This window comes from Selenomonas sp. AE3005 (genome assembly GCF_000686945.1).
Classification (GTDB): Bacteria; Bacillota; Negativicutes; order Selenomonadales; family Selenomonadaceae; genus Selenomonas_A.
Genome location: NZ_JMME01000012.1, coordinates 90,758 through 117,639 on the forward strand (window position 1 = coordinate 90,758; position 26,882 = coordinate 117,639).

Consider the following 26,882-nt stretch of genomic DNA (forward strand, 5'->3'; position numbering starts at 1 on the left):
TCTATAGGTTCGCTATAAGATGCTTGGTGAAAGGAGAACAAACTTTAATGAAAGCAGCAATCCTTATGGGCAGTGATTCTGACTGGCCGATTCTGAAACCGGCGGCAGATTTGCTCAAAAGTTTTGGGATAGAGATTGAAGTTGTGGTGGCCTCCGCTCATCGTACCCCGGCTAAGGTGCGTGAGTTTGTTTTGTCTGCACCGGAAAAAGGCGTGGGTGTATTTATTGTGGCGGCTGGCGCAGCAGCTCACCTGGCAGGTGTGGTAGCCAGCTATACTACGCTGCCCGTTATTGGTGTGCCCATCAATGCCACGGCCTTAAATGGTATGGACGCGCTCCTGAGCACGGTGCAGATGCCTTCCGGTGTGCCGGTGGCAACTATGGCCATTAACGGGGCCAAGAATGCGGCGATTTTTGCTGTGCAGATTTTTGCTGTGGGCAATTCTGACCTGGCGGCAAAGCTGGCGGCTTATCGTGAAAAAATGGTAGAAGAAGTGGACAAGAAAGCAGCCCGTGTTGCTGCGCAGCTTTAAAGCGCGCGGCAGCGGACTGTTTTTTTGTAAAAAATTATTTATACGAAGTGAGAGATAAACATAACCATGTATGAAAATGGCTATAACTTAGAACCGAAATGGAAAGAAGAGTGCGGTGTTTACGGTGTATATTCCCATACGGAAGATGTGTCAGCTCTGACATATCTGGGACTCTATGCCTTGCAGCACCGCGGACAGGAAAGCGCCGGTATCGCGATTACGGACGGTGCCTGGATGGATGTAAACCGGGGCATGGGGCTGGTAAATGAGGTTTTCCGTCATCAGATTCCCCATATGGATAATCAGTGCATTGCCATTGGGCATGTGCGGTATTCCACCACGGGCTCCAGCCTGTTATGCAATACCCAGCCGCTGATGGTAAATTACTCCGGCGGCAAAATTGCCCTGGCTCATAACGGTAATCTGACCAATGCGGCGGAAATCCGCCATGAGCTCGAGGAGCAGGGGACGATTTTCCAGACGTCCATTGACTCCGAGGTTTTTGTCAATCTCATTGCGCGCAGCCGGGAAGAAACGGTGGAAGAGAAGATTATCGAAAGTCTGAAAAAAATCCGCGGTGCCTACTGCCTGACCATTATGACAGAGGATAAGCTGATTGGTGCCCGTGACCCGCAGGGATTCCGTCCGTTATGCCTGGGCAAAACGGAGGAGGGCAGCTATATTATTTCCTCCGAAAGCTGCGGCCTCGATGTGGCCGGCGCGGAGTTTGTCCGTGATATTGCTCCCGGGGAAATGGTGGTCATTGATGAAAGCGGCGTGAAGTCCTATCCGTTTGCCACGGAGGAAAAGAAGGCTTCCTGTATCTTTGAGTACATTTACTTTGCCCGTCCGGACTCGGTGATTGACGGTCAAAGCGTCCATGACGCCAGATTTATGATGGGCCGGGTATTGGCCCGGGAATCCGGCTTTAAGGGTGATATTGTCATTTCTGTGCCGGACTCCGGTACTACGGCCGCCACAGGCTTTGCCTATGAGTCAGGGATTCCCTTTGTGGAAGGTCTGATTAAAAACCGTTATATCGGACGTACCTTCATTCAGCCGACGCAGAAAAAACGTGATAACAGCGTGAAATTAAAGCTCAATGCCATTCGTTCCGTGGTGGAGGGCAAGTCGGTTATCATGGTTGATGATTCCATTGTCCGGGGCACGACGAGTGGTAAAATCGTGCGCCTGCTCCGCCAGGCCGGAGCCAAAGAGGTTCACATGTGTATCAGCAGTCCGCCTATCGGTTATCCCTGCTTTTATGGCATTGATACATCGGTACGTAAGGAACTGATTGCTGCCACCAAGAGTGTGGAGGAAATCCGCCAGTTTATCGGGGCAGATAGTCTGCACTTCCTGTCCCTGGACGGGCTGAAGTCCTGTGTGTCGGCGGTTAATGCCGAGGACATGTGCTATGCCTGCTTTAACAGCGCTTACCCCATTGCCGAGGGAGAAAAGCCTGCAGGCGACAGCAAGTATGTATTTGAACAGCGTAAACAAAATTGATAAAGTGAGGAAACAGCTGACAATGACGGAGAACAAAGCAGGAATTACCTATAAAGATGCCGGGGTGGATATTGATGCCGGCAATAAGTCGGTGGAACTCATTAAGGAAAGCGTCAGAGCGACCTACCGCCCGGAGGTATTGGGAGATTTAGGCGGCTTTGGCGGCCTCTTTGCCTTAAACAGCGGCAAGTACAAGGAACCGGTGCTCGTGTCCGGTACGGACGGTGTAGGCACCAAGCTCAAACTGGCCTTTATGCTGGATAAGCATGATACCATCGGTCAGGACGCCGTAGCCATGTGCGTCAATGATATTCTGGTGCAGGGCGCAGAACCGCTCTTTTTCCTGGATTATCTGGCGGTGGGCAAGCTGGACCCGGAACAGGTGGCTGATGTGGTTAAAGGTGTTGCCGGGGCCTGCAAGGAGTCAGGCTGTGCACTGATTGGCGGCGAAACGGCCGAGATGAACGGTTTTTATCCGCAGGGTGAATATGATATTGCCGGTTTTGCTGTCGGTGTGGTGGAAAAGAGCAAGCTCATCACCAGTGCCAAGGTACAGGAAGGTGATGTAATTCTCGGCCTGCCGTCCTCGGGTGTACATTCCAATGGTTACTCACTCGTGCGCCGTATTGTCTTTGACCACAAGGGCTTTAAGGGCGACGAATACATGGAAGAACTGGGCAAGACCATCGGGGAGGAACTCTTAACCCCCACCCGTCTTTATCCTAAGTCCTGCCTGCCATTGATAGAGAAGTTTGACATACACGGCATGGTACATATCACGGGCGGCGGTTTCTATGAAAATATTCCCCGCGCCCTGCCGCAGGACCTGGCCGTTGAAATCGATACGGGCAAATGGGAAATGCCGGCTATCTTCCGCCTGCTGCAGCAGTGGGGCAATGTGGAATGGCCGGAAATGTACCGCACCTTCAACATGGGCATTGGCATGATTCTCATCGTGCCGGCAGCCGAGGTTGAGGCGGTCAAGGCCCATTTGCAGCAGGCTGCTGAAAATGTATATGAAATCGGCCGGGTAGTTAAAGGCAATCATGATGTGACGTTGCAGGGCGGTGTGTTTGGTGCATAAGGAAAAACTAGGCGTACTCTGCTCCGGCCGGGGCACGGATTTGCAGTCCATCATTGATGCCATTGCCGCCGGCAAGGTACCGGCAGAAATTGCCATTGTGCTGACGGATAAGGAGGCCTATGCCCTGGAGCGGGCCCGTAAGGCCGGCATTGAGGCTGTCTGCGTTGACCGCACACAGTATGATGGGCGGGAACCATTTGAAAAAGCCCTGATTGAAAAGCTCGAGGCCGCTGGTGTTACCTTGGTGGTATTGGCCGGTTTCATGCGGATTTTGACGCCGTATTTTGTCGGGCATTTTGCTGGACGGATTATGAACATTCACCCGGCGCTGCTGCCCAGTTTCCCCGGCGCACATGCGCATCGTGATGTGCTGGCTTATGGTGTCAAGGTCAGTGGCTGTACCGTGCATTTTGTGGACGAGGGCACGGATTCCGGCCCGATTATCATGCAGGCAGCGGTGCCTGTACTGGCTGACGACACGGAAGAAACTCTGGGAGCCAGAGTCCTCAAGGAGGAGCACCGGATTTATCCTGAGTGTATCCGCCTGTACTGTGAAGGCAAGTTGAAAGTAGATGGCCGTAAGGTGACGATTTTAGAGTAAATGTCGTAAAGGAGACAGATAAATGCAGATTAAGCGTGCCCTGATTAGCGTATCCAATAAAGAAGGCGTGGTGGAGTTTGCCCGTCAGCTGCATGAGGCTGGCGTGGAAATCATTTCCACGGGTGGTACCATGAAAGCCATCAAGGAGGCCGGAATTCCTGTAACCTACGTCAGTGATGTAACGGGCTTTCCTGAAATCATGGACGGCCGTGTGAAAACCTTGAATCCCTATATTCATGGCGGCATTTTGGCTGTACGTGACAATGCAGAACATGTGGCCCAGATGGAAAAACACGGGATTAAGGGGATTGACCTCGTAGCTGTCAATCTCTATCCCTTCAAGGAAACCATTGCCAAGCCTAATGTAACGCTGGCTGAGGCCATTGAAAACATTGATATCGGCGGCCCGGCGATGGTGCGTGCGTCGGCTAAAAACTTTAAATTTGTCACCATCGTAACCAATCCGGCAAAATATAATGATGTCATTGACCAGATTAAGAAAAATGGCGGTGTAGATGACAAAACCCGTATGGAGCTGGCACAGGAGGCTTTTGCACATACGGCGGCTTATGACACGATGATTCAGGATTACTTAAAACAGCAGTTGGCAAAATAAGGGGTAAGTAAAATGAATATACTGGTAATCGGCAGCGGCGGCCGTGAACACACGTTAGTTTGGAAAATTGCCCAATCGCCCAAGACGGACAGGCTGTATGCCCTGCCGGGCAATCCGGGCATGGCGGATAAGGCCATGTGCGTGGATGGCATTGAGATAACGGACAATCAGGCCATTGTGGATTTTGCCCAGCAGCACCATATTGATTTGGTCGTGGTGGGACCGGAAGTGCCCCTGACCAACGGCCTGGTAGACGCTGTGGAGGCAGCCGGCATACGGGCCTTTGGACCGTCACAGGCGGCTGCACAAATCGAAGGCTCCAAGTCTTTCTCCAAGGAACTGATGAAGAAGTACCATATCCCCACGGCTAAGTACGAAGTATTCACGGAGGCGGAAAAGGCCAAGGCCTACATTCGTCAGGAGGGTGCACCCATTGTCATCAAGGCTGACGGTCTGGCCGCCGGCAAAGGCGTTGTGGTGGCCATGACGGAAACGGAGGCTCTGGCGGCCATTACCGATATTATGGAGGACAAGGAATTCGGCACAGCCGGCAGCCGGGTGGTCATTGAGGAATTCATGGCTGGAGAAGAGGCCTCCCTGCTTTGCTTTACCGATGGCCAAACAATTTGCCCCATGATCAGCTCGCAGGACCATAAACGTGCTTATGATGGCGACAAAGGCCCCAATACCGGCGGCATGGGAACTTATGCCCCGGCACCGGTGATGACGGAGGCGCTTTTGCAGGAAACCTATGACAAAATACTGTTGCCAGTCATCAAGGCTATGTCCCAGGAAGGTAAAACCTATAAAGGCTGTCTTTATGCCGGTCTGATGATTACGGCAGACGGCCCCAAGGTAGTGGAATTTAACGCCCGGTTTGGTGACCCGGAAACCCAGGTGGTACTGCCCTTGCTCGAAAGTGATTTGGTGGAAATAATGACTGCCTGCTGTGACGGAACTCTGGCCGCGCAGCAGATTGACTGGAGCAAAGGGGCCGCTGTTTGTGTGGTCATGGCCGCTGGCGGTTATCCCCGGGCTTACCGCAAGGGCGATAAAATAAAAGGACTGGCAGAGGCCCGGGCAGCCGGCAGCCTCGTGTTCCATGCCGGTACAGCGCAAAAGGGGGCAGACATTGTCACCAATGGCGGACGTGTCCTGGGCGTTGTGGCCAAGGCTGATAACGTGCGTGCAGCTGTAGACAAGGCCTATCAGGGGGCAGCCATGATTTCCTTTAAGGACGCATTCTATCGTAAGGACATTGCCCATCGTGCCTTGAACCGGTAAATGTGCTTTGTGGTTTTTTCCCATGAATACATGGGAAAAATATTTACAAGATTACAAGAGTCTATTATAATACTACACGTAGACGTCAAAGACAGACGCTCTCCTGTATGATTTTCAGCAGGGGAGTGTTCTTATTTTATTAGTAGGGATGTGGATGTATGGATTTTGCAGCTTTAATGGCGGATATAAACAATTTCGTCTGGGGGCCGATAATGCTGGCCTTGTTGGTGGGAACAGGTGTTTTTCTCACCCTGCGCCTGCGTTTTTTGCCATGGATAAATCTGGGCTATGCAATACGCATGATATTCCGGCACAAGGCTGACCATGAGGGTGATATTTCCCCGTTCCAGTCGCTGATGACGGCGCTGTCGGCAACGGTGGGAACCGGTAATATCGTAGGTGTGGCCACGGCCATGGTACTGGGTGGACCTGGTGCTTTGGTTTGGATGTGGATAAGCGCGGCCTTTGGCCTGTCTACCAAATATGCAGAGTCGGTATTGGCGGTCAAGTACCGTGTAACCAACGGCGTTGGGGAAATGTCCGGCGGCCCCATGTATGCCATGCGCTATGGTATCAGAAATAAATTTATTGGCCGGACACTGGCGTTTTTGTTTGCATTGTTTGTCGTACTGGCCTCCTTTGGTATCGGTAATATGACGCAGGCCAATTCCATTGCGATGGCCCTGTCACACAGTTATGCGATACCTGCTTATGCCACCGGCGCGGTGATTACTGTGCTGGCGCTGGCAGTGCTGATTCGCGGCATTCACAGCATTGGCAAGGTGTCCAGTGTCGTGGTGCCGGGGATGGCGGCATTCTACTTTGTAACGGCGGCGATTGTGATTATTGCCAATTTCTCTGCTGTGCCGGCCGGTGTGGCCGAAATGTTCCGCATGGCCTTCTCCTTTGATTCCGTGGCCGGCGGTGTGGGCGGCTCTATCGTAGCGTCAATGCTGACCTCCATGCGCTGGGGTGTGGCCCGTGGCGTGTTTTCCAATGAGGCCGGCCTGGGTTCTGCACCTATTGCTGCGGCTGCTGCTCAGACGGACCATGCGTCCCGGCAGGGCTATGTCAATATGACTGGCACGTTCTTTGATACGATGATTGTCTGCATGCTGACAGGTCTGGTTATTGCCTCCTCCGGCATGTTGGGCATGACCAATCCGGCAACTGGGGAACTGCTCTCCGGTGCCGAGCTCACCATTGCGGCGTTCAGTACAGTCTTTGGTGAATACGGCAAGCTGATTATTTCTATCTCCCTGAGCCTGTTTGCTTTTTCCACCATTTTGGGCTGGGAATATTACGGCGAAAAAGCGTTGGAGTATTTGATTAAGAAACGGCCGGTGATTATGGGCTATCGGGTGCTTTTCAGTCTGGTGACCTTTGTCGGCGCGACCACCGCTTTGGAAGTTGTCTGGAACTTTTCTGATACCATGAATGGCCTGATGGCGATTCCTAACCTTATCTGCCTGCTTATCCTGCATAAGGATATTGCCGATGAGTGCTTTGATTTTCAGCGTAATGTAGTTGTTAAGGAAAAAAAGGGCCAAGTCGTAGATATGTCCTGACTTAATAAACAATGAAAAAGCCCGATGGACTGTTTTAAAAACAGTTTCATCGGGCTTTTTGGCTGGATAAGGCGTAATCTTACCGCACGATATCGTTCTTATCCAGGTCAAATTCCAAATGGCTGGCAGTGGTGCTCTTTCCTTTTTGTACACACAAGACATGGCCGTCAAAGGTGACGATATGGGTATCCCAGTTGTACTGCATATTATCACCATGAATGACAAGTCCCGGACGTTCAACGCCGCAACGGGTGCCAAAGCACCAGACGGTATTTCCGGAAAGCTCGGCATACATGGCATCGCAGGTAAAATGCAGCTCGCCTTCGATAATTTCCGAACCGCCGTCAGTCCAGAGCAGCAGGGAGACAGGATTTATTCTGGCAGTTTGTGTAAGGAAGGTACGCTCTGCCAGTTTGATGCGAACATTGCCTGCCAGTGCGTAAAGGCCGGTATCTTCATGATAGTTTACATTTTCGGCAGAAACGGTAGGGCGGGCTTTGCTTTTGGCCATATCGGCGTTGATGTTGTGGCCACTGCCGGATTCAGCATAGACAAAAGGACTGCTCACCAGTAAAAAACAAAGCATGATGAGGGTCAGCAGGCGAATAGGCATGAAATCCCCTCCTTTAAATGAATTTATTAACTTATATTTTACAGCAAAAACTTATTTTTGGCAAAATTGCAGGACTTTTATTTTATCTGCTAGTATTGTATAATTAAACATCTGTTATATATTGAAACAGGAGGTGGCGAAGGTGACTGTCAGGGAGCGCACTGAGGAACAGGAATATCAGATATTATCGCCATTGGCGGCCAAGAGCCGGGAGGCCAGAAGAAAACAGCCTATCGAGGAATGTGCCTTTCGTACAAAATTTCAGCGGGACCGGGACAGAATCCTGCATTCGAAGTCTTTCCGCCGCCTGAAACATAAAACTCAGGTGTATATCGTGGCCGGGGACCATTATCGTACCCGGATGACGCATAGCCTGGAAGTGTCACAGATATCCCGGACTATTGCCCGGGGGCTGCGGTTAAACGAAGATTTGGCCGAGGCCATTTCCTTGGGGCACGATGTAGGACATACGCCCTTCGGTCATGCCGGGGAATCGGTCATGGACGATTTGACAGGTCATTTTACCCACAATGAGCAGAGCCTGCGTGTCGTAGAATTTTTGGAACTGGGTGGCAAGGGACTTAATCTGACTTTTGAAGTCAAGGACGGCATTGTCAACCATACAGGGCCAACGCTGCCCCGGACCTTGGAAGGCCGGATTGTGCGCGTAGCTGACAGAATTGCCTATCTATGCCACGATTATGATGACAGCCTGCGGGCCGGCCTGCTGACGCCGGGGGACCTGCCGGCAGAGATTTACAAAGGTCTGGGGGAAAGTACCTCCCAGATGATTACGACCATGGTTGAGGATATGATTGTCAGCTCTGAAGGGCAGGGCGATATTCTGCAGTCAGCCAGAATCAAGGGGCTTATGGATGTTTTTCGCGAGTTTATGTTTAAAAACATCTATCACTCGGACATGCTGTCCCGGGAACGCCGTCAGGCAGCCTTTGTTTTAAGGGAACTTTATCATTATTTTATGGAGAATTTTCTGGAGCTGCCGCCGGAATACATCGGCCGGGAAGAATGCTGGGGGCGGCAGAAGGTGGTTACGGATTATGTAGCCGGTCTTACGGACAGTTACGCCGTGGAACTCTTTAATGATATTTTTATGCCGCCGGTAGGCCATACGGCCAGTCCGGCAAAAAATAAAAAGGGATATTGACAAATAGAGTAGAATAATATACTGTAAAAGAACTGTATGCAAAAATGTTATATTTTCAAGAAAAATTATTTATAAAAAGCAGGATTTTGAGTATAAAGCACGAATAGTATACAGCATGCTTGTTATAGTTAGTAACGGGATATTGGTTATCTGGTAAGGGGTTAGGTCATGCGCAATGAACAATTGGATGAATTTGTTGAGCAGGTTCGTGCTCAGTCAGATATCCTGCAGGTTGTGCAGACCTATGTTTCCCTGAAAAAAAAGGGCAACCGCTATTGGGGCTGCTGCCCTTTCCATGGTGAAAAGACGCCGTCTTTTTCCGTGGTACCGGATAAAGGTTTTTTTTATTGCTTTGGCTGCCATGCAGGTGGAAATGTTTTCAAGTTTATATCATTGATTGAAAATGTCACGTATTTCGAGGCGATTAAGCTTCAGGCAGAAAAGCTAGGTATTCCCCTGCCCCAGCGGCAGCGTACCCCACAGGAACTGGCCCGTGACCAGCAAAAAGCTGACCTGCGCAAGGTCAATGAAATGGCGCGGGATTTTTTTCACAACTGTTTGACGCTGACAAAACTCGGTGAGCCCGGTAAGGCATATTTTGCCAAGAGAAGTATTTCGCCGGAGACGATTGAAGAGTTTAAGTTAGGCTATGCCCCCGAGGCATGGGATAAACTGTCCACAGCCTTTGTAAAACGCGGGGTTAAAGAAGAGTTCCTGTTGGAGGCCGGGCTGGCTGCGGAGCGCAAGAACAGCCAGGGGATTTATGACCGTTTTCGGCACCGGGTTATCATACCGATAGCTGATGAACGGGGACGTGTCGTCGGTTTTGGCGGCCGCGTGCTGGATGACAGTACGCCGAAGTACCTCAATACTCCGGAAACTATCTTATTTAATAAGCGTAGACTTCTTTTTGGCTTGGACCGCTCGCATCGGGCTATAAGCAAGGCCGGCTATGCCATAGTCGTGGAAGGCTACATGGACGCGATTTCTGTATTCAGTGCCGGAATCCGTAATGTGGTGGCATCGCTGGGCACGGCTTTTACAGCAGAGCACTGCAAGCTGATTATGCGTTATGCACCGGCAATTTATTTCTGTTACGACAGTGATGAGGCCGGGCAAAAGGCTACTATCCGGGCGCTGTCCATTGTCCGGGATTCCGGGGCAACGGTGCGCGTGATTGTGGTGCCGGATGGCAAGGATCCGGATGAATTTATTCGTAAGCATGGGGCACAGGCCTTTCAGGAACTGGTGCAAAAAGCCCTGCCGCTGGTGGAATACCGGCTGCAGTATGTGCTAAAGCATATCAATCACGATACGCTGGAAGGCAAGGTAAAGGCACTTCATGCTATGCTGCCGGTTTTGGCCGGCATTCGCGAATCAGCTGTAGTTATTGAGTATCAAAAAAAATTGTCCAGTGCGTTGCTTTTGGAAGAAGGCATTATTCAGGAGGAACTGCGGCGGTATGGCCGCAATCCGCAAATGCCGGAGGAGGGAGCTGTGGCCAGCACACCTATCCGGCAGGCAACCAGGCAGGTGGATTCAGCTCTGAAACGGGCTGGACGCATTGTTTTGCGTATGGCCTGGCAGGATATGGGGATTTTAATCCATTTACAGACAATGGTACCCCTGGATAGTATTGCAGATGACAATCAGCGAGAAGTTTTGCTTTACTTGCAGGAATTAGCGGCAAGCAGGCAGAATCCTAATGAAGTACAGGCTGCGGAAAAAATAAGTGAGGCAGCAATGGCCGAACTGTCCCGGGCACTGGTGGAGGATTTAGGCAACAGAAACGAAGCTGATGCATATAACGACGCCATACGGGTATTGCGTCACGCATATTTAAATGCCTGTTACACGCGGCATGCCCGGCTGGCGGAGGAGTATCTGCAGGCTGGCAACACCGCCTATATTGCGGAGTTAAACGAAGCAAAAAAAATAAAAAGTGAAATGGAAGAGTTGCAATTTGAGTGAATTTGTATGGAGTTATGAAGTCGTGGAAAGGGGAATTCTGAATGGCTGAGGCTAAGAAGAAGATAAGCGTTCAGGCTGAGGCTGGCAGTAAGAACCACAGTTCGGAGATTGTGGAAAATTTATTGGCCAAAGGTGCGAAGAATGGCGGTACATTAACGTATGGCGAACTTGTGGAAGCCTTGCAGCAGGAAGACCTTTCACCGGACGAAATCGACCGTATGTATGACACGTTCAGTCAGCAGGGTATCGAAATTGTTGATGATTCCAGCAATGTGGATACTGTTGACGATGAAATAGATGATAAGGAGACCGAGGACGTGGAGATTGACCTCTCTGTGCCCGAAGGTATCAGCATTGATGACCCGGTACGCATGTACCTTAAAGAAATCGGCCGTGTGCCCCTGCTCACAGCTGATGAAGAAGTGGCATTGGCCAAGCGCATGCAGGACGGCGATGAAATCGCCCAGAAACGTCTGGCAGAGGCCAATCTGCGACTGGTAGTAAGCATTGCCAAGCGCTATGTGGGCCGTGGTATGCTGTTCCTGGATTTGATTCAGGAGGGCAATCTGGGCCTTATTAAGGCTGTGGAAAAGTTTGACTACACCAAGGGCTATAAGTTCAGTACCTATGCTACGTGGTGGATTCGTCAGGCCATTACCCGTGCCATTGCAGACCAGGCGCGTACTATCCGTATCCCTGTGCATATGGTAGAGACCATCAATAAGCTGATTCGCGTGTCCCGTCAGCTCCTGCAGCAGCTGGGACGTGAACCGTCGCCGGAAGAAATCGCCAAGGAGATGGATATCAGCGTAGAGCGCGTCCGGGAAATCATGAAGATTGCCCAGGAGCCTGTATCCTTGGAAACGCCTATCGGTGAAGAAGAAGATTCCCATCTCGGTGACTTCATCGAGGACCAGGATGCACCGGCACCGGCTGACGCGGCGTCCTTCATGCTCCTGAAGGAACAGCTCGAGGAAGTTCTGGACACTTTGACGCCGCGTGAGGAAAAAGTTCTGCGCCTGCGTTTTGGTCTGGACGATGGCCGCGCCCGTACTTTGGAAGAGGTCGGCCAGAACTTTGGTGTTACCCGTGAGCGTATCCGCCAGATTGAGGCCAAGGCCCTGCGCAAACTGCGTCATCCCAGCCGCAGCCGCAAGCTCAAGGACTTCCTGGACTAATAACATTTCCTTGACATTAAAGATTCTGTTTAATATAATTATCCCTGTTGGTGCGTAGGCATCGATGTATATTCCCCGATAGTTCAGTTGGTAGAACGGTGGACTGTTAATCCATATGTCGCAGGTTCGAGTCCCGCTCGGGGAGCCATGTATACTCAAGGGTGTAACGTAATGGTTACACCCTTTTTCTTATGATTAAAGGAGGCATCCTTATGCATTTAGATGAAAGATTGCAAGCCCTGGCTGATTTCGTGCCGGAGGGCTGCCGGGCTGCAGATATTGGCACGGACCACGGCTATCTGGCGGCAGCACTTATTCAGCAGGGCAAAGCGGCCTTTGTAGTGGCTGGTGACAAGAATCGCGGCCCCTATGAGGCTGCGATACGCACGGTGAAAGAGCAGGCGCTGATGGAAAACCAGATTGCCGTGCGGTTAGGTGACGGCCTGGCGGTTTTACAGCCCGGTGAAGTGGATACGGTGTGCATAGCCGGTATGGGCGGTGTACTGATAGCCTCGATACTCGAGGCGCAGCCGGAGGTGACTGCGGCCTTGGGGACGCTGGTGCTGCAGCCCATGAACGGTGCCGCAGAATTGCGCGAATGGCTCTATGATAATGCCTGGCATATCAGTGATGAGAATCTCGTCATTGCTGATGGGCGTATCTACGAGGTCATCAAGGCGGAGAAAGGCAGCCGGAAAAAGCCGGGGCCGTTGGATTTGCTGGTGGGACCAAAGCTGTGGCAGAAAAAACCGCCGCTGCTGCGTAATCATATTGAGGCCCTGCTTTTCCAGCAGCGCCGGATTATTAACGGCATGGAGAAAAGTGACCGGGCTAAGGGTGATAAACGTTTTGCCCGGGTAAAACGTCTGGTAAGGTCATTGGAGGGACGGCTGAAATGGTAAAATGCCAAGTGGTGATGGATGCCATAGAACGGCTGGCTCCGAAACGGCTGGCCGAGGACTGGGATAATCCCGGGCTGTTGGTCGGTTCCTTTAAGCAAAATGTGCGGCGTATTCTGGTATGCCTGGATGTCAGTGACGCAGTGGTCGAGCAGGCCATTGCCTGTGAGGCCGATATGATAGTGGCTCACCATCCTTTGATATTTAAAGGCCTGAAAAAAATCCGCACGGACCTGCCGCTGGGAGCACGGCTGCAGCAGCTGTTGAAGCACGATATAGCCGTGGCCGCAGCACATACAAATCTTGATATCGCTGTGGGCGGCGTTAATGATGTTCTGGCGACAGCGATTGGTCTGGAAAAGTTGTCCACGTTTGTTATTACCTCGCAGGCTGAGGACGGTACGGTGGAAAGTCTGGGCCGTATGGGTACCTTGCCGGCACCCATGGCGGTGGAGGATTTTGCCCGGCAGGTGCGCGATGCTCTGCCTGCCAGTCATGTGCGTCTGGTTAATGCCGGCAAACGGGCTGTGCGCAAGGTGGCTTTATGCAGCGGCAGCGGTGCAGAATTTATTCAAAAGGCCGCCTTTATGGGGGCTGACGCCTACGTTACCGGTGATGTAAAATACCATGAGGCCCAGCAGGCCGTGGAGCTGGGGATGCACGTTATTGACGCCGGTCATTTTGCCACGGAGTTCCCCGTGGTGGAAGTTCTCAGGGAAAAACTTTCCCAGGAGCTGGCGGAATATGACGTGGAAGTTATCGCTGACAGGGAGTCTACGGACTTTTTCCAAATCATGTGATGACAAAAAATGCAGAGAAAGTTTTAGAGCAAAAATATGACAAAGAATGAATTGCGAAAGCAGACCGTACGTTATATCCAGATTACACTGGGCGCGCTGATTGTCTGCCTGGGCTTTAATCTTTTTATTATACCGGCGCACCTTCTCACCGGAGGTATCAGCGGTATTGCCCTGATTATCTACTATCTGACGGACCTGCCGGTAGGTATGCAGAACATAGTCTACAATCTGCCGATACTGTATCTGGCCTATAAGGTGTTTGGCCGGCTGTATGCCTGGGATACAGTGGTGGGAACGGTGGTACTGTCCCTGATTCTGGATGCTACGCATTTTCTGGTGGACTGGAACATCACGCAGGACGGCATGCTCAATGCCATTTTCGGTGGTGTGATGGCAGGCATAGGCTTTGGTATTATCTTTCGGGCCAATGCCAATACCGGCGGCCTTGATGTAGTGGGGGCCGTGGTCAAAAAGTTTTATTCCGTGGATATGGGCACGGTGATATTCCTGATGAATTTCATCATCGTCATGTCCTCGGCCTGGATGTTTAACATTGATGAGGCCTTGTATACGCTGGTGTCCATTTACGTTACGGCGGAGCTGACCAATCGTGTGGCTGCCGGACTCAACCGCGAAAAATCGATTTTTATCGTGTCGCCGGCGGCGGAGCAAATCTGTCAGGACATCATGGAAAATGTCCATCGCGGCGTGACCTTCCTGGAAGGGAAGGGCGGTTTTGCGCAGGAACACAAGGATATTTTGTTCATTGTGGTACGTCTTACGCAGGTCAGCCGCGTCAAGGCCATCGTTGACCATTATGACCGGCAGGCCTTTATGATTGTGTCGGATACCTCGGAGGTTTCCGGCAAGGGCTTTACCCTGGAATGTGAGACGTATGAGGACGCCCGTGCCAAGTGGCAGGAAGAACAGAAAAGACATAAGGAGCTTACTGGCGGACATATCTGACCAATGGTTGCGATTTTGCCCCAGTTACGGTATAATACACCTAATTGTGAACATTATTAGGAGGAGATAGGCTTGGATAAGTATTCACCCCAGGAGATAGAAAAGAAATGGCAGGATAAATGGGAAAAAGATGCTGCCTTTAAAACAGAGATGGACGCGAACCGTCCGAAGTATTATGCGCTGGAGATGTTCCCGTATCCTTCCGGCAATCTGCATATGGGACATGTCCGCAATTACTCCATCGGTGATGTGATGGCCCGTTATAAGACCATGGAGGGCTTTAATGTCCTGCATCCCATGGGCTTTGACTCCTTCGGTATGCCGGCGGAAAATGCAGCCATCAAGAATAATGTCAAGCCTGCGGATTGGACGTACAGCAATATCGAGAACATGAAACGCCAGCAGCGTTCCATGGGCCTGTCCTATGACTGGGACAGGGAGGCTATCACCTGCAGCCCGGAATACTACAAGTGGACGCAGTGGCTCTTTGAACTCTTCTACAAGAAGGGGCTGGCATACAAGAAAAAGGCGTCCGTAAACTGGTGCGATACCTGCGGTACGGTACTGGCTAACGAGCAGGTTATCGACGGCAAGTGCTGGCGCTGTGACTCTGAAGTACAGAAGAAGGACCTGTCCCAGTGGTTCCTGAAAATCACGGATTATGCCGATGTGCTCTTAAAAGACCTTGATAAGCTCAAAGGCTGGCCGGAGCGTGTTAAGACCATGCAGGACAACTGGATTGGCCGCAGTGAAGGCCTCGAATTCGAGATGCCTGTAGAAGGACTGGATGAGAAACTTTCCGTCTACACCACCCGTCCCGATACGGCTTATGGTATTACTTTCGTGGCTCTGGCTGCCGAAAATCCGCTCGTGGAAAAAATCTGCGAAAACAACCCGAAAGCTGCGGAAATCAAGGCTTTCTGTGATAAAGTCCGCAATCAGTCGGAAATGGAACGTACTTCCAGTGAGTCGGAGAAGGAAGGTATCTTTACCGGCGTTTATGCTATCAATCCGTTCAACGGCAACAAGGCTCAGCTTTGGGTGACCAACTACGTGCTGGCTGATTATGGTACCGGCGCTGTTATGGGCGTGCCCTCCGGTGACCAGCGCGACTGGATGTTTGCCAAGAAGTACGACCTGCCCATTATCCTGACGCTGCAGCCGAAGGACAAGGAACTCAAGCTCGAGGAAATGGACGCTGCTTATACGGATAAGGACGGTGTACTGGTTAACTCCGGCAAATTTACCGGCATGGAAATCCACAAAGCCATGAGCGGCATTATCGATGAAGCTGAGGCGCAGGGCTTTGGTAAGCGTAAAGTTAACTACCGCCTGCGTGACTGGCTGATTTCCCGTCAGCGTTACTGGGGCGCACCGATTCCGGTTATCCACTGCCCGCATTGCGGTGAAGTGCTCGTGCCGGAAAAAGACCTGCCGGTCAGACTGCCGGAAGACGTGTCCTTCGACAGTGGTGCGCTGTCGCCATTGGCTACCAGCGAGGCCTTTGTCAACTGCAAGTGCCCGCAGTGTGGTGCTGATGCCAAGCGTGAAACGGATACCATGGATACCTTTATCTGTTCTTCCTGGTATTACCTGCGCTATACTGACCCGAAAAATGACCAGGCACCGTTTGACAAGGAAAAAGTCAATTACTGGGCTCCGGTTGACCAGTATATCGGCGGTATCGAGCATGCTATCCTGCACCTCCTGTACTCGCGTTTCTTTACGAAGGTGCTCCATGATGCCGGCCTCGTAGACTTTGACGAACCGTTTGCCAATCTGCTTACGCAGGGCATGGTTCTGAAAGACGGCTCCAAGATGAGTAAGTCCAAGGGCAATGTTGTTTCCCCGGAAGAAATCATCGCCAAGTACGGCGCTGATACCGCCCGTCTGTTTATCCTGTTTGCGGCTCCGGCTGACCGTGACCTCGAGTGGAGCGACCAGGGCGTGGAAGGTGCTTTCCGTTTCTTAGGCCGTGTATGGCGTATCCTCGACCACTTTGAGGATATGGTCAAGGCCGGCAAGGACGACTACGATGTGTCCGCGCTGACCAAGGAAGAAAAAGAACTGCGCCGTGTACTCCATGTGACCATCAAAAAGGTTACGGAGGATATTCGCGACCGCTTTATGTTCAATACGGCTATTTCCTCAATTATGGAACTGGTCAATGCGGCGTATGTATTCCAGGATAAGGAACTCAATGCCGGTCTGGCCAGAGAGTTCGCTGGCAGCCTCGTGAAGATGCTGGCTCCGTTTGCACCGCATATTACGGAAGAACTCTGGCATAATCTCTTCGGTGAGGGCAGCGTGCATCAGCAGCAGTGGCCAGCGTTTGAAGAAGAGGCCACGAAACTGGCCGAAATTGAAATCGTGCTGCAGATTAACGGCAAGGTAAGGGATAGAATCACCCTGCCGGCAGATATTGACAGAGCTGCGATGGAAGAGGCTGTCAAGGAATTGCCCCGGGCTAAGGAGCTCACTGCAGGCAAGACTATTGTCAAGGTTATCTGTGTTCCGAAGAAACTTGTTAATATCGTAGTAAAATAATATGGCTGATAAATGCAGGCAAGGGTGAAAAATACCTTGCCTGTGTATTTATATGTAGCGATTTGTACTATTGTATGCTATAATGGGAATAATGATAAGAATCAATATTTAATTATGCAAAAGCTGGGATTAGGGAGGATGATGGCTGATGTTGAAGGTATACGCAGTTGAGAATCTGCGCTCGGGGATGCGGGTTGGCCGTGATATCATGGATGAAAACGACCAGATACTTATTGGTACGGGCACGAATCTGACTAAGGAAATGATTTATGGCCTGCTTGACAGACCAATTTTTGCCGTATATATCGAAGAAGAAGAAACTCACGGAGAAATACCAGGCAAGGAACATCTGCTGGACGACAGTTATACCAACTGCTACAATGAAGTTTATGATAAGCTCAGTGTTCTCTTTACGGGATTGGCAGAGCGCGGTGAGTTTAATGCTGCGGATTTGCAGTCTATTATGGATGAGAAAAACTTCACGGAACTAAGTGATGGGGCCAAGGCTGTGTCCCAGATTCATAACATGGAGCAAAGCGGTTCATATCTGATACATCATTGCCTGCATGTAGGGATTTTGGCCGGACTTATGGCCAAGTGGCTGGGCATGTCGGTACTCGACCAGTACAATCTGGTTATTGCCGGCCTCTTTCTGGATATCGGTAAGCTGCGTGTTCCCCGCGAGATTTTGGAAAAACAGGGCAGCCTTACCGACAGCGAGTTTGAAATGGTGAAAAAACATGCGCAGTTTGGCTATGATATGCTGTCGCAGACGACGATGAATGCGAATCAGGATATTATGCAGGGCGTGTTGCAGCACCATGAACGCTGCGATGGTTCTGGCTATCCCAACGGCTTAAAGGGAGATAAGATTTCCAAGTTTGGCAAGATACTGGCTATTTTGGATATTTATGATGCCATGGCCAGTGACCGCGTCTTTGCCAAGCGCAAATCTCCCTTTGACGTATTTTCAACCTTGTATGACGATATTCTGGATGGCAAGCTGGATACGGAGTATGGTGTGTTATTCATCAAACATCTGTGCCATGCCTTGAATGGTAACTGGGTAGGCCTGAGCAATGGCGATAAAGGCCGGATTGTGTACCTGGATGAAAGCCGTGTGCGCTCCCTGCCGGTTGTGCAGACTGCCGGGGGCGAGTTCATTGACCTGGGGCAGAGACGTGATATAAAAGTGACGTGCATTCTGACGGCCAATGAGGTTATGGGATAAGTTAAAATAAAAGGCAGCCGTCCCCATGTGGGGGCGGCTTTGTTATAGGAGGATTCACTATGGCTATGGTGCCGAAGTTAAATACCATGCAGTTTGATAAGGAAACGCCGTTTAAGGTCGTGGCACCGTTTGAGCCGATGGGTGACCAGCCGCAGGCTATTGCCGACCTGGCCGCCGGCATAGAAAATGGCCAGCAGGCGCAGGTTTTGCTCGGGGCTACCGGCACAGGCAAGACCTACACCATAGCCAAGGTCATTGAAAAAGTGCAAAAGCCGACGCTGGTCATTGCGCATAATAAGACGCTGGCGGCACAGCTGGCCAGTGAGTTCAAGGCGTTTTTTCCGGAAAATTATGTGGGCTATTTCGTCAGCTACTATGATTATTATCAGCCGGAGGCCTATATTGCCTCAACTGATACCTATATTGAAAAGGACAGTTCCATCAATGATGAAATCGATGAGCTGCGTCATTCCGCTACCTGTTCCCTGTTTGAGCGGCGCGACGTGATTATCGTGGCCTCAGTGTCCTGCATTTACGGCCTGGGCTCTCCGGAAAGCTATCATGAAATGGTGCTGTCCCTGCACAAGGGGCAGGAAGTGCCGCGTGATGATATCCTGCATAAGCTGGTACAAATGCGCTATGAGCGCAATGATATTGCCTTTGAACGCGGCCGGTTCCGGGTACGCGGCGACGTTGTCGAGGTATTTCCGGCCGGCTATAATAACCGGGCTGTGCGCATAGAACTCTTTGGTGATGAAATCGACCGTATGGTGGAATACGATGTGGTGACCGGCGAGGTTTACGGTGAACGCACGCATTTGATGGTATTCCCGGCATCACACTATGTCACGGAAGACGAGGATATGAAAATTGCCATGCAGGATATCCGGAACGAGCTGGATGAGCAGCTGAAATTGTTTCGGGAAAATGGCAAGCTGCTGGAGGCACAGCGCATAGAACAGCGCACGAATTACGATTTGGAAATGATGCAGGAAATGGGTTACTGTTCCGGGATTGAAAACTACTCCCGGCATTTAACACATAGAAAGGCCGGGGAGGCACCATATACACTGCTCGATTATTTCCCGGAGGACTTTCTGATTGTGGTGGACGAGTCTCATGTAACCCTGCCCCAGGTGCACGCGATGTACGCCGGGGACAGGAGCCGCAAGGTGTCACTTGTGGAAAATGGTTTCCGCCTGCCCTCAGCCTTTGACAATCGTCCGCTGACTTTTGAGGAATTTGCGGCCCGGATAAATCAGATTATCTATGTATCGGCTACGCCAGGAAAGTATGAACAGGAACAGGCGCAGCAGATTGCCCAGCAGGTAATCCGCCCCACGGGCCTGGTGGACCCGGAAATCGAGGTGCGTCCGCTGGAAGGTCAGATTGATGATTTGCTGACGGAAATCCGCCTGCGTATTGAGCGCAATGAGCGTGTGCTGGTCACCACGCTGACCAAGAAAATGGCAGAAAATCTGACGGATTATCTCAAAGAGGCCGGCGTGAAGGTGCGTTATCTGCATTCGGACATTGCTACCATCGAACGGGCGGAAATCATTCATGATTTACGGGCCGGGGAGTTTGATGTACTCGTAGGCATAAATCTCTTGCGTGAGGGCCTGGATATGCCGGAGGTTTCCCTGATTGCGATTCTCGATGCCGACAAGGAAGGTTTCCTGCGCTCGGATACATCCCTGATTCAGATAATCGGCCGTGCTGCCCGTAATGCCAACGGCCGGGTAATCATGTACGCCGACAGAATTACGGATTCCATGAAACGGGCCATGGACGAAACGGAACGCCGCCGGGAAATTCAGCAGGCTTATAATAAAGAACATGGGATTGTGCCCAAGACTATTATTAAGCCGATTAAGCCACTGATAGAAACTACTTTGGTGGCTGAGTCCGCTGCCGGATATACGGCAGGTGAGGGGCGGAAGAAAAAGAAACTCAACAAAAAGGATAAGGAAAATCTGGTTAAAACCCTGCTGCGCGAAATGCAGCAGGCGTCCAGGGCGCTGGAGTTCGAGCGGGCTGCTGAACTGCGCGATATGATACTGGAATTGGATGGGACATTGCCGCAGGGCAAAGGAAAGTGAGCAGGGAAAAGCCCCCATAAGCCGGAAGAAGAAATCTGGCTTATGGGGGCTTTGATAAATTGCAGTTTGTTGGTTAGTGCGTGCTTATTTTTATTTGTTACAGCTCAGTGAGGTGGATGTGGTAATACTTTTCGCTGTTTCACTGAATGGCCCACCAGCAAAAGTATGTACTTTTCTAGTAACATGCGCCGGCAAGCAGTCGGCGCGATTGTTCATCTCGGTTTCTAGAAACTGTTGTTTGTGGGCCAGTCCTCACTGCGTTCGGACAGTCGTTCCACTGCGAAAAGCATCACCACCTCCGCCCTAAGCGTCGTCCGTTTAAAAGAATTATTTCGCAGTGACAGGGAACAAGAACATCGATGTTCTTGTAACGGGAGCAACGAGTTCGTGCCAATTGTACAGGCCTTGCCGGGGGCGAACGGGGTAGTGATTTTTATGCGGGGAGCGACTGCCTGAGCGCAGCGAAGGCCGGCACACTGTAGTACGCAGCTAAGCACCTACGCTGAAAGGAGCGCCGTTGGCCTGCCCGGCGCAGGTAACTGGACAGTTCTTTTTAGCGAGGTGTGTCGTTCAGCGGAGGCAGAAAAATTACTACCCCGTGAACCCCATGCACATATTAACGGGATATTTTTAAGAACTCATTAACTGTCAAATTGCAATTTATATGTGTGAGCTGATTTTTGCGGATTTATTTGTTGGTAAGCCCCAATTTTTCCAGCAGGGCGAGGTCTTCTTTGATGGTGGTGCCGGAGGTGGTGAGCATGTTGCCGGTGATGGAGGCCGAGGCTCCGGACTGGAAGGCGGTAGCGCCGTTTTCGGGGAGGAGTTTGCGGCCGGCGGCCAGGCGGATATTGGCCTCGGGATTGATGAGGCGGAAGATGGCTACGGTGCGGAGGATATCTTCTGCCGGCAGAGGCGGCTGTCCTTCCATGCCGGTGCCTTTTATTGCCATCAGGGCATTTATCGGAATGGACTTTATATGCAGTTCGGCCAGACTAAGGGCCATATCGAGCCTGTCTTCCCAGGTTTCCCCCATACCGATAATGCCGCCGGAACAAACATCAAGGCCTTCTGACTGAGCCAGGCGGATGGTGTTGATACGGTCATCATAGCTGTGAGTGGTACAGATATGGGGGAAATAGCGGCGTGAGGTTTCGATATTATGATGATAGCTTTTTACCCCGGCAGCTCTGAGCCGCTGGAACTGCTGCCGATTTAGTATGCCATGCGAGGCACAGAGGTCAATCTTTAATGTCGCAAACATTTTTTCATAGGCTTGGAGGGCCTGCTCAAATTCCTCACCACCAAGCGCCCGGCCGGAGGTGACAATGGCAAAGCGGTTTACGCCGGCCTGTTCGTTAGCTTGGGCACTATGCAGAATTTCTTCTGCCGGCAGGAAGGCGTATTCATCAACGCCGGTATGGTGGCAGGCTGCCTGGGCACAGTACTTGCAGTCCTCACTGCAGCGGCCGCTGCGCCCGTTGATAATGGTACATAAATCCACGTGATTGCCGCAAAAATGTTTTTGCAGTCTGCCGGCGCAGGCCAGCAGGTCATCAAGCGGGGCGATAATCAGCCAGTTTAAATCGTCCTGCCGCGAAAGGCGATAGCCTTGCAGGATTTCTTTTTCCAAGTCGTGCAGTTGTGTTGTCATATCATCATATCCTTTGTTAGTGATATTTTTAAGATATACGATTGCTTGGTTATTGTCAACAAATAAATGTATAAAGGTTTACTAAGCGGATTGTCAAATTGACATAAGGGTTTCGTTGTAATAAACTATTTTACAATAAAAGTGATTGTGATTGCGTGAAAGAGGTATTTTCATGGAACAATATATAAAAATCAAGGGGGCCAGAGCCCACAACTTAAAAAATATCAATGTGGATATTCCCCGGGATAAACTCGTAGTGGTTACAGGATTGTCAGGTTCGGGCAAATCTTCGCTGGCCTTTGATACTGTGTATGCGGAAGGGCAGCGGCGTTATGTGGAATCCTTGTCCTCTTATGCCCGGCAGTTTTTGGGGCAGATGGATAAGCCGGACGTGGACAATATTGACGGGCTGTCCCCGGCAATCTCCATTGACCAGAAGACCACCAGTCATAATCCCCGTTCGACGGTCGGGACGGTGACGGAGATTTACGATTACCTGCGCCTGCTTTTTGCCCGCGCCGGACGGCCGCACTGTCCTAAATGCGGCAAGCCCATTACCCAGCAGACCGTGGACCAGATGGTGGACCAGATAAAAGAACTGCCGGAGCGCACTAAATTGCTGATTATGGCACAGGTGGTACGAGGCAAGAAGGGCGAGCATCGAAAAATTCTCGACCATATCCGTCATGAGGGCTATGTCCGTGTGCGTATCGATGGGGAAATTTTTGACATTAACGATGATATCAATCTGGAAAAAAATAAAAAACATACCATTGAAGTAGTGGTGGACCGTCTGGTGGTACGGGAAGGCATGGACCAGCGGCTGGCAGATTCCCTGGAAACAGCCTTGAAACTGGGGGACGGCGTGGTCTATGTACAGGTGGTTGATGGTGAACTGTTGATGTTCAGCGAAAACTTTGCCTGTGTGGACTGCGGTATCAGTCTGCCGGAAATCACGCCACGCATGTTTTCTTTTAATAATCCTTACGGGGCCTGTCCTGTTTGTATGGGGCTGGGCAGCCATATGGAGTTCGATGAGGATTTGGTGATTCCTGATCCGAAATTGTCGGTGGGCGATGGCGTATTTGCGCCCTTGTCCAAGAATCCTCATTCCTATGCCATGTGTGCCATGGAGGCTGTACTGCGTGATTATGGCTGTGACCTTAATACACCGTGGAAGGATTTGGACAAGAAAACGCAAAAGGTGCTTTTATACGGGGCGAAAGATGAAAAATTCCGTTTTTATTACACCAATATGTTTGGTGAAAACAAGGAATACAACGTGGAGTTTGAAGGTGTAATGCCCCTGCTCTCGCGCCGTTATCATGAAACGGATTCTGATGAAATGCGGGAGTCCTATGAAAATTACATGACGGAGATTCCCTGCTCCGCCTGTCATGGTGCCCGTTTGAAACCGGAAACATTATCGGTACTGGTGGGCGGCAAAAATATCAGTGAAGTCACCCAGCTGAATATCCGCGAGGCGGAAGTGTTTTTCCAGAATCTGGATTTAAACAAACGCGAGGCCAAAATTGCCCGGCAGATTCTGAAAGAAATTCATGCGCGCCTGAACTTTCTTTTAAATGTCGGTTTGGATTACCTGACACTTTCGCGGGCTGCAGGTACGCTTTCCGGCGGTGAGGCCCAGCGCATAAGACTGGCTACGCAGATTGGTTCGGGCTTGCAGGGTGTGCTTTATGTACTTGATGAACCGAGTATCGGCCTGCATCAGCGCGACAATAACCGGCTGCTGGAAACTTTGAAAAATCTGCGGGATTTAGGCAACACTTTGCTGGTGGTAGAGCATGATGAAGATACCATGTATGCCGCAGACCATATCATTGATATAGGCCCGGGTGCCGGCGAACATGGCGGCCAGGTGGTAGCCCAGGGTACGGCGCAGGAAATCATGCAGGTGCCGGAGTCGGTGACAGGCCAGTATTTATCCCGGAAAAAGTTTATACCGGTACCGGCACGGCGCCGTCCTGGTAATGGCAAGTTCCTGGAAGTGCAGGGGGCCGGGGAAAATAACCTCAAAGACATCAATGTAAAATTCCCCTTGGGCACGCTTACCCTGGTCACAGGTGTATCCGGTTCAGGCAAGAGTACGCTGGTCAATGAGATTCTGTTTAAAGGCATTGCCTCACGTTTGTACCATGCCAAGGGTAAACCGGGGAAACATAAAAAAATCAAGGGCCTGGAGCATATCGATAAGATTATTGATATCGACCAGCAGCCTATTGGCCGTACGCCCCGTTCCAACCCGGCTACTTACACCGGGGTGTTCGACGCTATCCGGGAACTGTTCAGCATGACCAGCGAGTCCAAGGTCAGGGGCTATAAGGCCGGGCGGTTCAGTTTCAATGTGAAAGGCGGCCGCTGTGAGGCCTGCAAGGGTGATGGCATTTTGAAAATCGAAATGCACTTCCTGCCCGACGTCTATGTGCCCTGTGAAGTCTGCAAGGGCGCACGGTATAACCGGGAAACACTTGAAGTCCGCTACAAAGGCAAGACCATTGCCGATGTGCTGGACATGACCATTGATGAGGCCGTGGCTTTCTTTGCCAATGTGCCGAAGATTGCCCGCAAACTACAGGTCATTCAGGATGTAGGGCTGGGCTATATTAAGCTGGGGCAGCCGGCGACAACGCTTTCCGGCGGTGAGGCACAGCGTGTGAAATTGGCCACGGAATTGTCGCGGCGCAGTACAGGCAAGACACTTTATATTCTGGATGAGCCGACAACCGGCCTGCATTCGGCGGATATTCACAAGCTGCTGGGCATTTTGCAAAGGCTCGTAGATGGCGGTGATACCGTGGTGGTCATTGAGCACAACCTTGATGTGATTAAGACGGCTGATTATATAATTGACCTGGGCCCGGAAGGCGGAGACAAGGGCGGCACGATTGTGGCGACAGGCCGGCCGGAAGATATAGTCAAAGTGCCGCTTTCCTATACAGGCAAATTCCTCAAACCGCTGTTGGAGGAAAAGAACGTATAATATCTAATATCCGTGTTGTGAGTAAACGCGCTTAATGTTTCACTTGTTTGTACGATATAACAAATAGAAGGATTAGGTACATTCAAGGAGGGGCGGTTATGCGGATATTACAGAATCTAAGCCGGGGAGAGCTGGATTTTTACACCAAACAGCCCACTGCCAAAAAGCTGCTGGAGAAAGTCAGACGGGACGGTATCAATGTGCCGCCGGGAGACAAAAAAGCTGCGGCGGCATATATGGCTGGACGCTCAACGGCTGATAGTGGACATGATGAAGTGGAGATTTCTGCTGCCGGGTACAGTCTGCAGGTGCAGGAACAAGCCGCAGGCAGGCGGAAAAGCCTATGCCCCATATGTCTGCGGAGCTGACTGTGGATTTAGGCGCTGAGATGCCAGTGGCTGGCGAGGCTGAGGCTGTGTTAAGTGAATGATGGATAATGCCAGGGCACAGTTATGTGCCTTGGTATTTTGTTGGGAGAGGCAGGAGGTAAAACTTGCAAACGGTCAGCAATGTTTTGAATTTGGCAAAACAGGCGATTTTGCCGGTCCTGGAACAGGCGAAAGTGGTGGTGGACGCAACTGCCGGCAATGGCAATGATACTTTGTTTTTGGCTGAGCATACGGCAGCTGCAGCCAAAATATATGCTTTTGACATTCAGGCGGCGGCGTTGGCGCATACCAGGGAAAAGACGGCTGCTTATGCCGGCAGGATAGAGTATATTCTGGATAGTCATGAAAATATTGATTCTATTGTGCACAGCAGCATAGATGTGGCGGTATTCAATCTGGGGTATTTGCCAGGGGATGAGCATAATGTCACCACGCAGACGGCCAGTACTTTGACTGCGGTGCGGAAAGTATTGACTAAGCTGAGCCGCAATGGTGTTTGTGTTATTGCTGCCTATCCCGGCCATGCGGCAGGCGCTTTGGAGGCTGCCGCCCTGGACGAGTTTTTGTCTGCCTTGCCGGTAAAAGAATTTACTGCTGGCTGTTACCGGCTGCTGAATCATCGGCAGACAGCGCCATACATTTATGTTGTAGAAAAAGTTTTGTAAAAAAATATCCATATATGGGGAAAATCGTCGCAATCTGTTCGGTTGCGGCGATTTTTAATGCGTATTTTTTAGCGTTGATAGGGAATTTTTAAATTTTTTTTGGCTTTTGATACGCCAGGCAACGTGTACACGAAAAACTTTGAAAAATAAGTGTTGACATGGATTTTGACGGGTGCTAATATATAGAAGTGCCTGATTCGAGCGCATGATTTTAGTGATACAGGGGAGTGAAAACAATGACACTGGAAACACTGAAAAACGCCAAGCGGGTCATTGGTATCAAGCAGGTTGCAAAGGCTGTAAAAAAAGACACAGTCGAGGCAGTTTTCATTGCCGATGACGCTGAGCCGAAGGTGGTAGAACCGATAGAAATGCTCTGTGGTGAGCATGGGGTTCCCATCAGCCGGGTGGCGACCATGAAAGAGCTTGGCACGGCTTGCAGCATCGAGGTTGGTGCCGCAGCGGCCGCAGCAGTCAAGCAAAGTTAAGCCTATTTGTTAAAAATC

General features: G+C 50.9%; 22 protein-coding genes and 1 tRNA gene. 21 read left to right on the top strand and 2 right to left on the bottom strand.

Going from position 1 to position 26,882, the window contains the following annotated elements; all coding sequences use genetic code 11:
• Nucleotides 1-47: 47 nt before the first annotated feature.
• The 7 genes from purE to DL94_RS0108080 all read left to right on the top strand — a co-directional run bounded on the left by purE (nt 48) and on the right by DL94_RS0108080 (nt 7,195).
• Nucleotides 48-533: a 5-(carboxyamino)imidazole ribonucleotide mutase gene (gene purE / locus DL94_RS0108050; protein WP_028129721.1), complete on the top strand. Its 486-nt coding sequence runs from the start codon at nt 48-50 to the stop codon at nt 531-533.
• 66 nt (nt 534-599) lie between these two features.
• The gene (purF, locus tag DL94_RS0108055) at nt 600-2,042 is read left to right on the top strand and encodes an amidophosphoribosyltransferase (RefSeq protein ID WP_028129722.1); all 1,443 of its coding nucleotides are present in this window, start codon (nt 600-602) and stop codon (nt 2,040-2,042) included.
• A gap of 22 nt (nt 2,043-2,064) precedes the next feature.
• On the top strand, nt 2,065-3,126 hold the full coding sequence (gene purM, locus DL94_RS0108060) for a phosphoribosylformylglycinamidine cyclo-ligase (RefSeq protein ID WP_028129723.1): 1,062 nt from the start codon (nt 2,065-2,067) through the stop codon (nt 3,124-3,126).
• Nucleotides 3,119-3,727 (top strand): phosphoribosylglycinamide formyltransferase, encoded by a 609-nt coding sequence (purN, locus tag DL94_RS0108065; RefSeq protein WP_028129724.1) that lies wholly within the window; start codon nt 3,119-3,121, stop codon nt 3,725-3,727. Before purM ends, purN begins: the two co-directional genes overlap by 8 nt.
• 22 nt (nt 3,728-3,749) lie before the next feature.
• Nucleotides 3,750-4,343 carry a hypothetical protein gene (locus tag DL94_RS0108070; RefSeq protein WP_028129725.1) on the top strand — a complete coding sequence of 198 codons (594 nt, stop codon included), beginning with the start codon at nt 3,750-3,752 and terminating at the stop codon, nt 4,341-4,343.
• Nucleotides 4,344-4,355: 12 nt separating this feature from the next.
• Nucleotides 4,356-5,627: a phosphoribosylamine--glycine ligase gene (purD, locus tag DL94_RS0108075; protein WP_028129726.1), complete on the top strand. Its 1,272-nt coding sequence runs from the start codon at nt 4,356-4,358 to the stop codon at nt 5,625-5,627.
• A gap of 158 nt (nt 5,628-5,785) precedes the next feature.
• Nucleotides 5,786-7,195: an alanine/glycine:cation symporter family protein gene (locus DL94_RS0108080; RefSeq protein ID WP_197020731.1), complete on the top strand. Its 1,410-nt coding sequence runs from the start codon at nt 5,786-5,788 to the stop codon at nt 7,193-7,195.
• Between the two features lie 79 nt (nt 7,196-7,274).
• Here DL94_RS0108080 and DL94_RS0108085 read toward each other — a convergent pair whose 3' ends face one another.
• Nucleotides 7,275-7,808 carry a hypothetical protein gene (locus tag DL94_RS0108085; RefSeq protein ID WP_028129728.1) on the bottom strand — a complete coding sequence of 178 codons (534 nt, stop codon included), beginning with the start codon at nt 7,806-7,808 and terminating at the stop codon, nt 7,275-7,277.
• 142 nt (nt 7,809-7,950) lie between these two features.
• Between DL94_RS0108085 and DL94_RS0108090 the strand changes: the two genes are divergently transcribed.
• From DL94_RS0108090 to uvrB, 10 genes are all read left to right on the top strand, one after another.
• A complete protein-coding gene (locus DL94_RS0108090; RefSeq protein WP_028129729.1) occupies nt 7,951-8,973 on the top strand; it encodes a deoxyguanosinetriphosphate triphosphohydrolase in 1,023 nt (340 codons plus the stop codon).
• Nucleotides 8,974-9,141: 168 nt separating this feature from the next.
• Nucleotides 9,142-10,944, top strand: a complete 1,803-nt coding sequence (dnaG, locus tag DL94_RS0108095; RefSeq protein WP_028129730.1) for a DNA primase — start codon at nt 9,142-9,144, stop codon at nt 10,942-10,944.
• A 41-nt stretch (nt 10,945-10,985) separates the two neighbouring features.
• Nucleotides 10,986-12,122 (top strand): RNA polymerase sigma factor RpoD, encoded by a 1,137-nt coding sequence (gene rpoD, locus DL94_RS0108100; RefSeq protein WP_028129731.1) that lies wholly within the window; start codon nt 10,986-10,988, stop codon nt 12,120-12,122.
• 72 nt (nt 12,123-12,194) lie between these two features.
• Nucleotides 12,195-12,270 (top strand) — tRNA-Asn (locus DL94_RS0108105).
• A gap of 64 nt (nt 12,271-12,334) precedes the next feature.
• Nucleotides 12,335-13,024, top strand: coding sequence for a tRNA (adenine(22)-N(1))-methyltransferase (locus DL94_RS0108110; RefSeq protein ID WP_028129732.1), 690 nt, complete (start codon nt 12,335-12,337; stop codon nt 13,022-13,024).
• A complete protein-coding gene (locus tag DL94_RS0108115; protein ID WP_028129733.1) occupies nt 13,018-13,821 on the top strand; it encodes a Nif3-like dinuclear metal center hexameric protein in 804 nt (267 codons plus the stop codon). Before DL94_RS0108110 ends, DL94_RS0108115 begins: the two co-directional genes overlap by 7 nt.
• Before the next feature lie 36 nt (nt 13,822-13,857).
• Nucleotides 13,858-14,787: a YitT family protein gene (locus DL94_RS0108120; RefSeq protein WP_037371607.1), complete on the top strand. Its 930-nt coding sequence runs from the start codon at nt 13,858-13,860 to the stop codon at nt 14,785-14,787.
• Between the two features lie 72 nt (nt 14,788-14,859).
• Nucleotides 14,860-17,334 (top strand): leucine--tRNA ligase, encoded by a 2,475-nt coding sequence (gene leuS / locus DL94_RS0108125; RefSeq protein ID WP_028129735.1) that lies wholly within the window; start codon nt 14,860-14,862, stop codon nt 17,332-17,334.
• A gap of 148 nt (nt 17,335-17,482) precedes the next feature.
• Nucleotides 17,483-18,565, top strand: a complete 1,083-nt coding sequence (locus DL94_RS0108130; RefSeq protein WP_028129736.1) for an HD-GYP domain-containing protein — start codon at nt 17,483-17,485, stop codon at nt 18,563-18,565.
• 59 nt (nt 18,566-18,624) lie between these two features.
• Nucleotides 18,625-20,667, top strand: coding sequence for an excinuclease ABC subunit UvrB (uvrB, locus tag DL94_RS0108135; protein WP_028129737.1), 2,043 nt, complete (start codon nt 18,625-18,627; stop codon nt 20,665-20,667).
• Between the two features lie 688 nt (nt 20,668-21,355).
• Here uvrB and bioB read toward each other — a convergent pair.
• Nucleotides 21,356-22,321: a biotin synthase BioB gene (gene bioB / locus DL94_RS0108140; RefSeq protein ID WP_028129738.1), complete on the bottom strand. Its 966-nt coding sequence runs from the start codon at nt 22,319-22,321 to the stop codon at nt 21,356-21,358.
• A 172-nt stretch (nt 22,322-22,493) separates the two neighbouring features.
• Here bioB and uvrA point away from each other — a divergent pair, with 172 nt between their 5' ends.
• The 4 genes from uvrA to DL94_RS0108160 all read left to right on the top strand — a co-directional run bounded on the left by uvrA (nt 22,494) and on the right by DL94_RS0108160 (nt 26,864).
• Nucleotides 22,494-25,322, top strand: coding sequence for an excinuclease ABC subunit UvrA (gene uvrA / locus DL94_RS0108145; protein ID WP_028129739.1), 2,829 nt, complete (start codon nt 22,494-22,496; stop codon nt 25,320-25,322).
• A gap of 98 nt (nt 25,323-25,420) precedes the next feature.
• The gene (locus tag DL94_RS0108150) at nt 25,421-25,690 is read left to right on the top strand and encodes a hypothetical protein (protein ID WP_028129740.1); all 270 of its coding nucleotides are present in this window, start codon (nt 25,421-25,423) and stop codon (nt 25,688-25,690) included.
• Nucleotides 25,691-25,815: 125 nt separating this feature from the next.
• A complete protein-coding gene (locus DL94_RS0108155) occupies nt 25,816-26,376 on the top strand; it encodes a tRNA 5-(aminomethyl)-2-thiouridylate-methyltransferase MnmM (protein WP_028129741.1) in 561 nt (186 codons plus the stop codon).
• 236 nt (nt 26,377-26,612) lie between these two features.
• Entirely contained in the window at nt 26,613-26,864 is a 252-nt protein-coding gene (locus tag DL94_RS0108160; protein WP_028129742.1) for a ribosomal L7Ae/L30e/S12e/Gadd45 family protein, read from the top strand.
• The last annotated feature ends 18 nt before the right edge of the window (nt 26,865-26,882 follow it).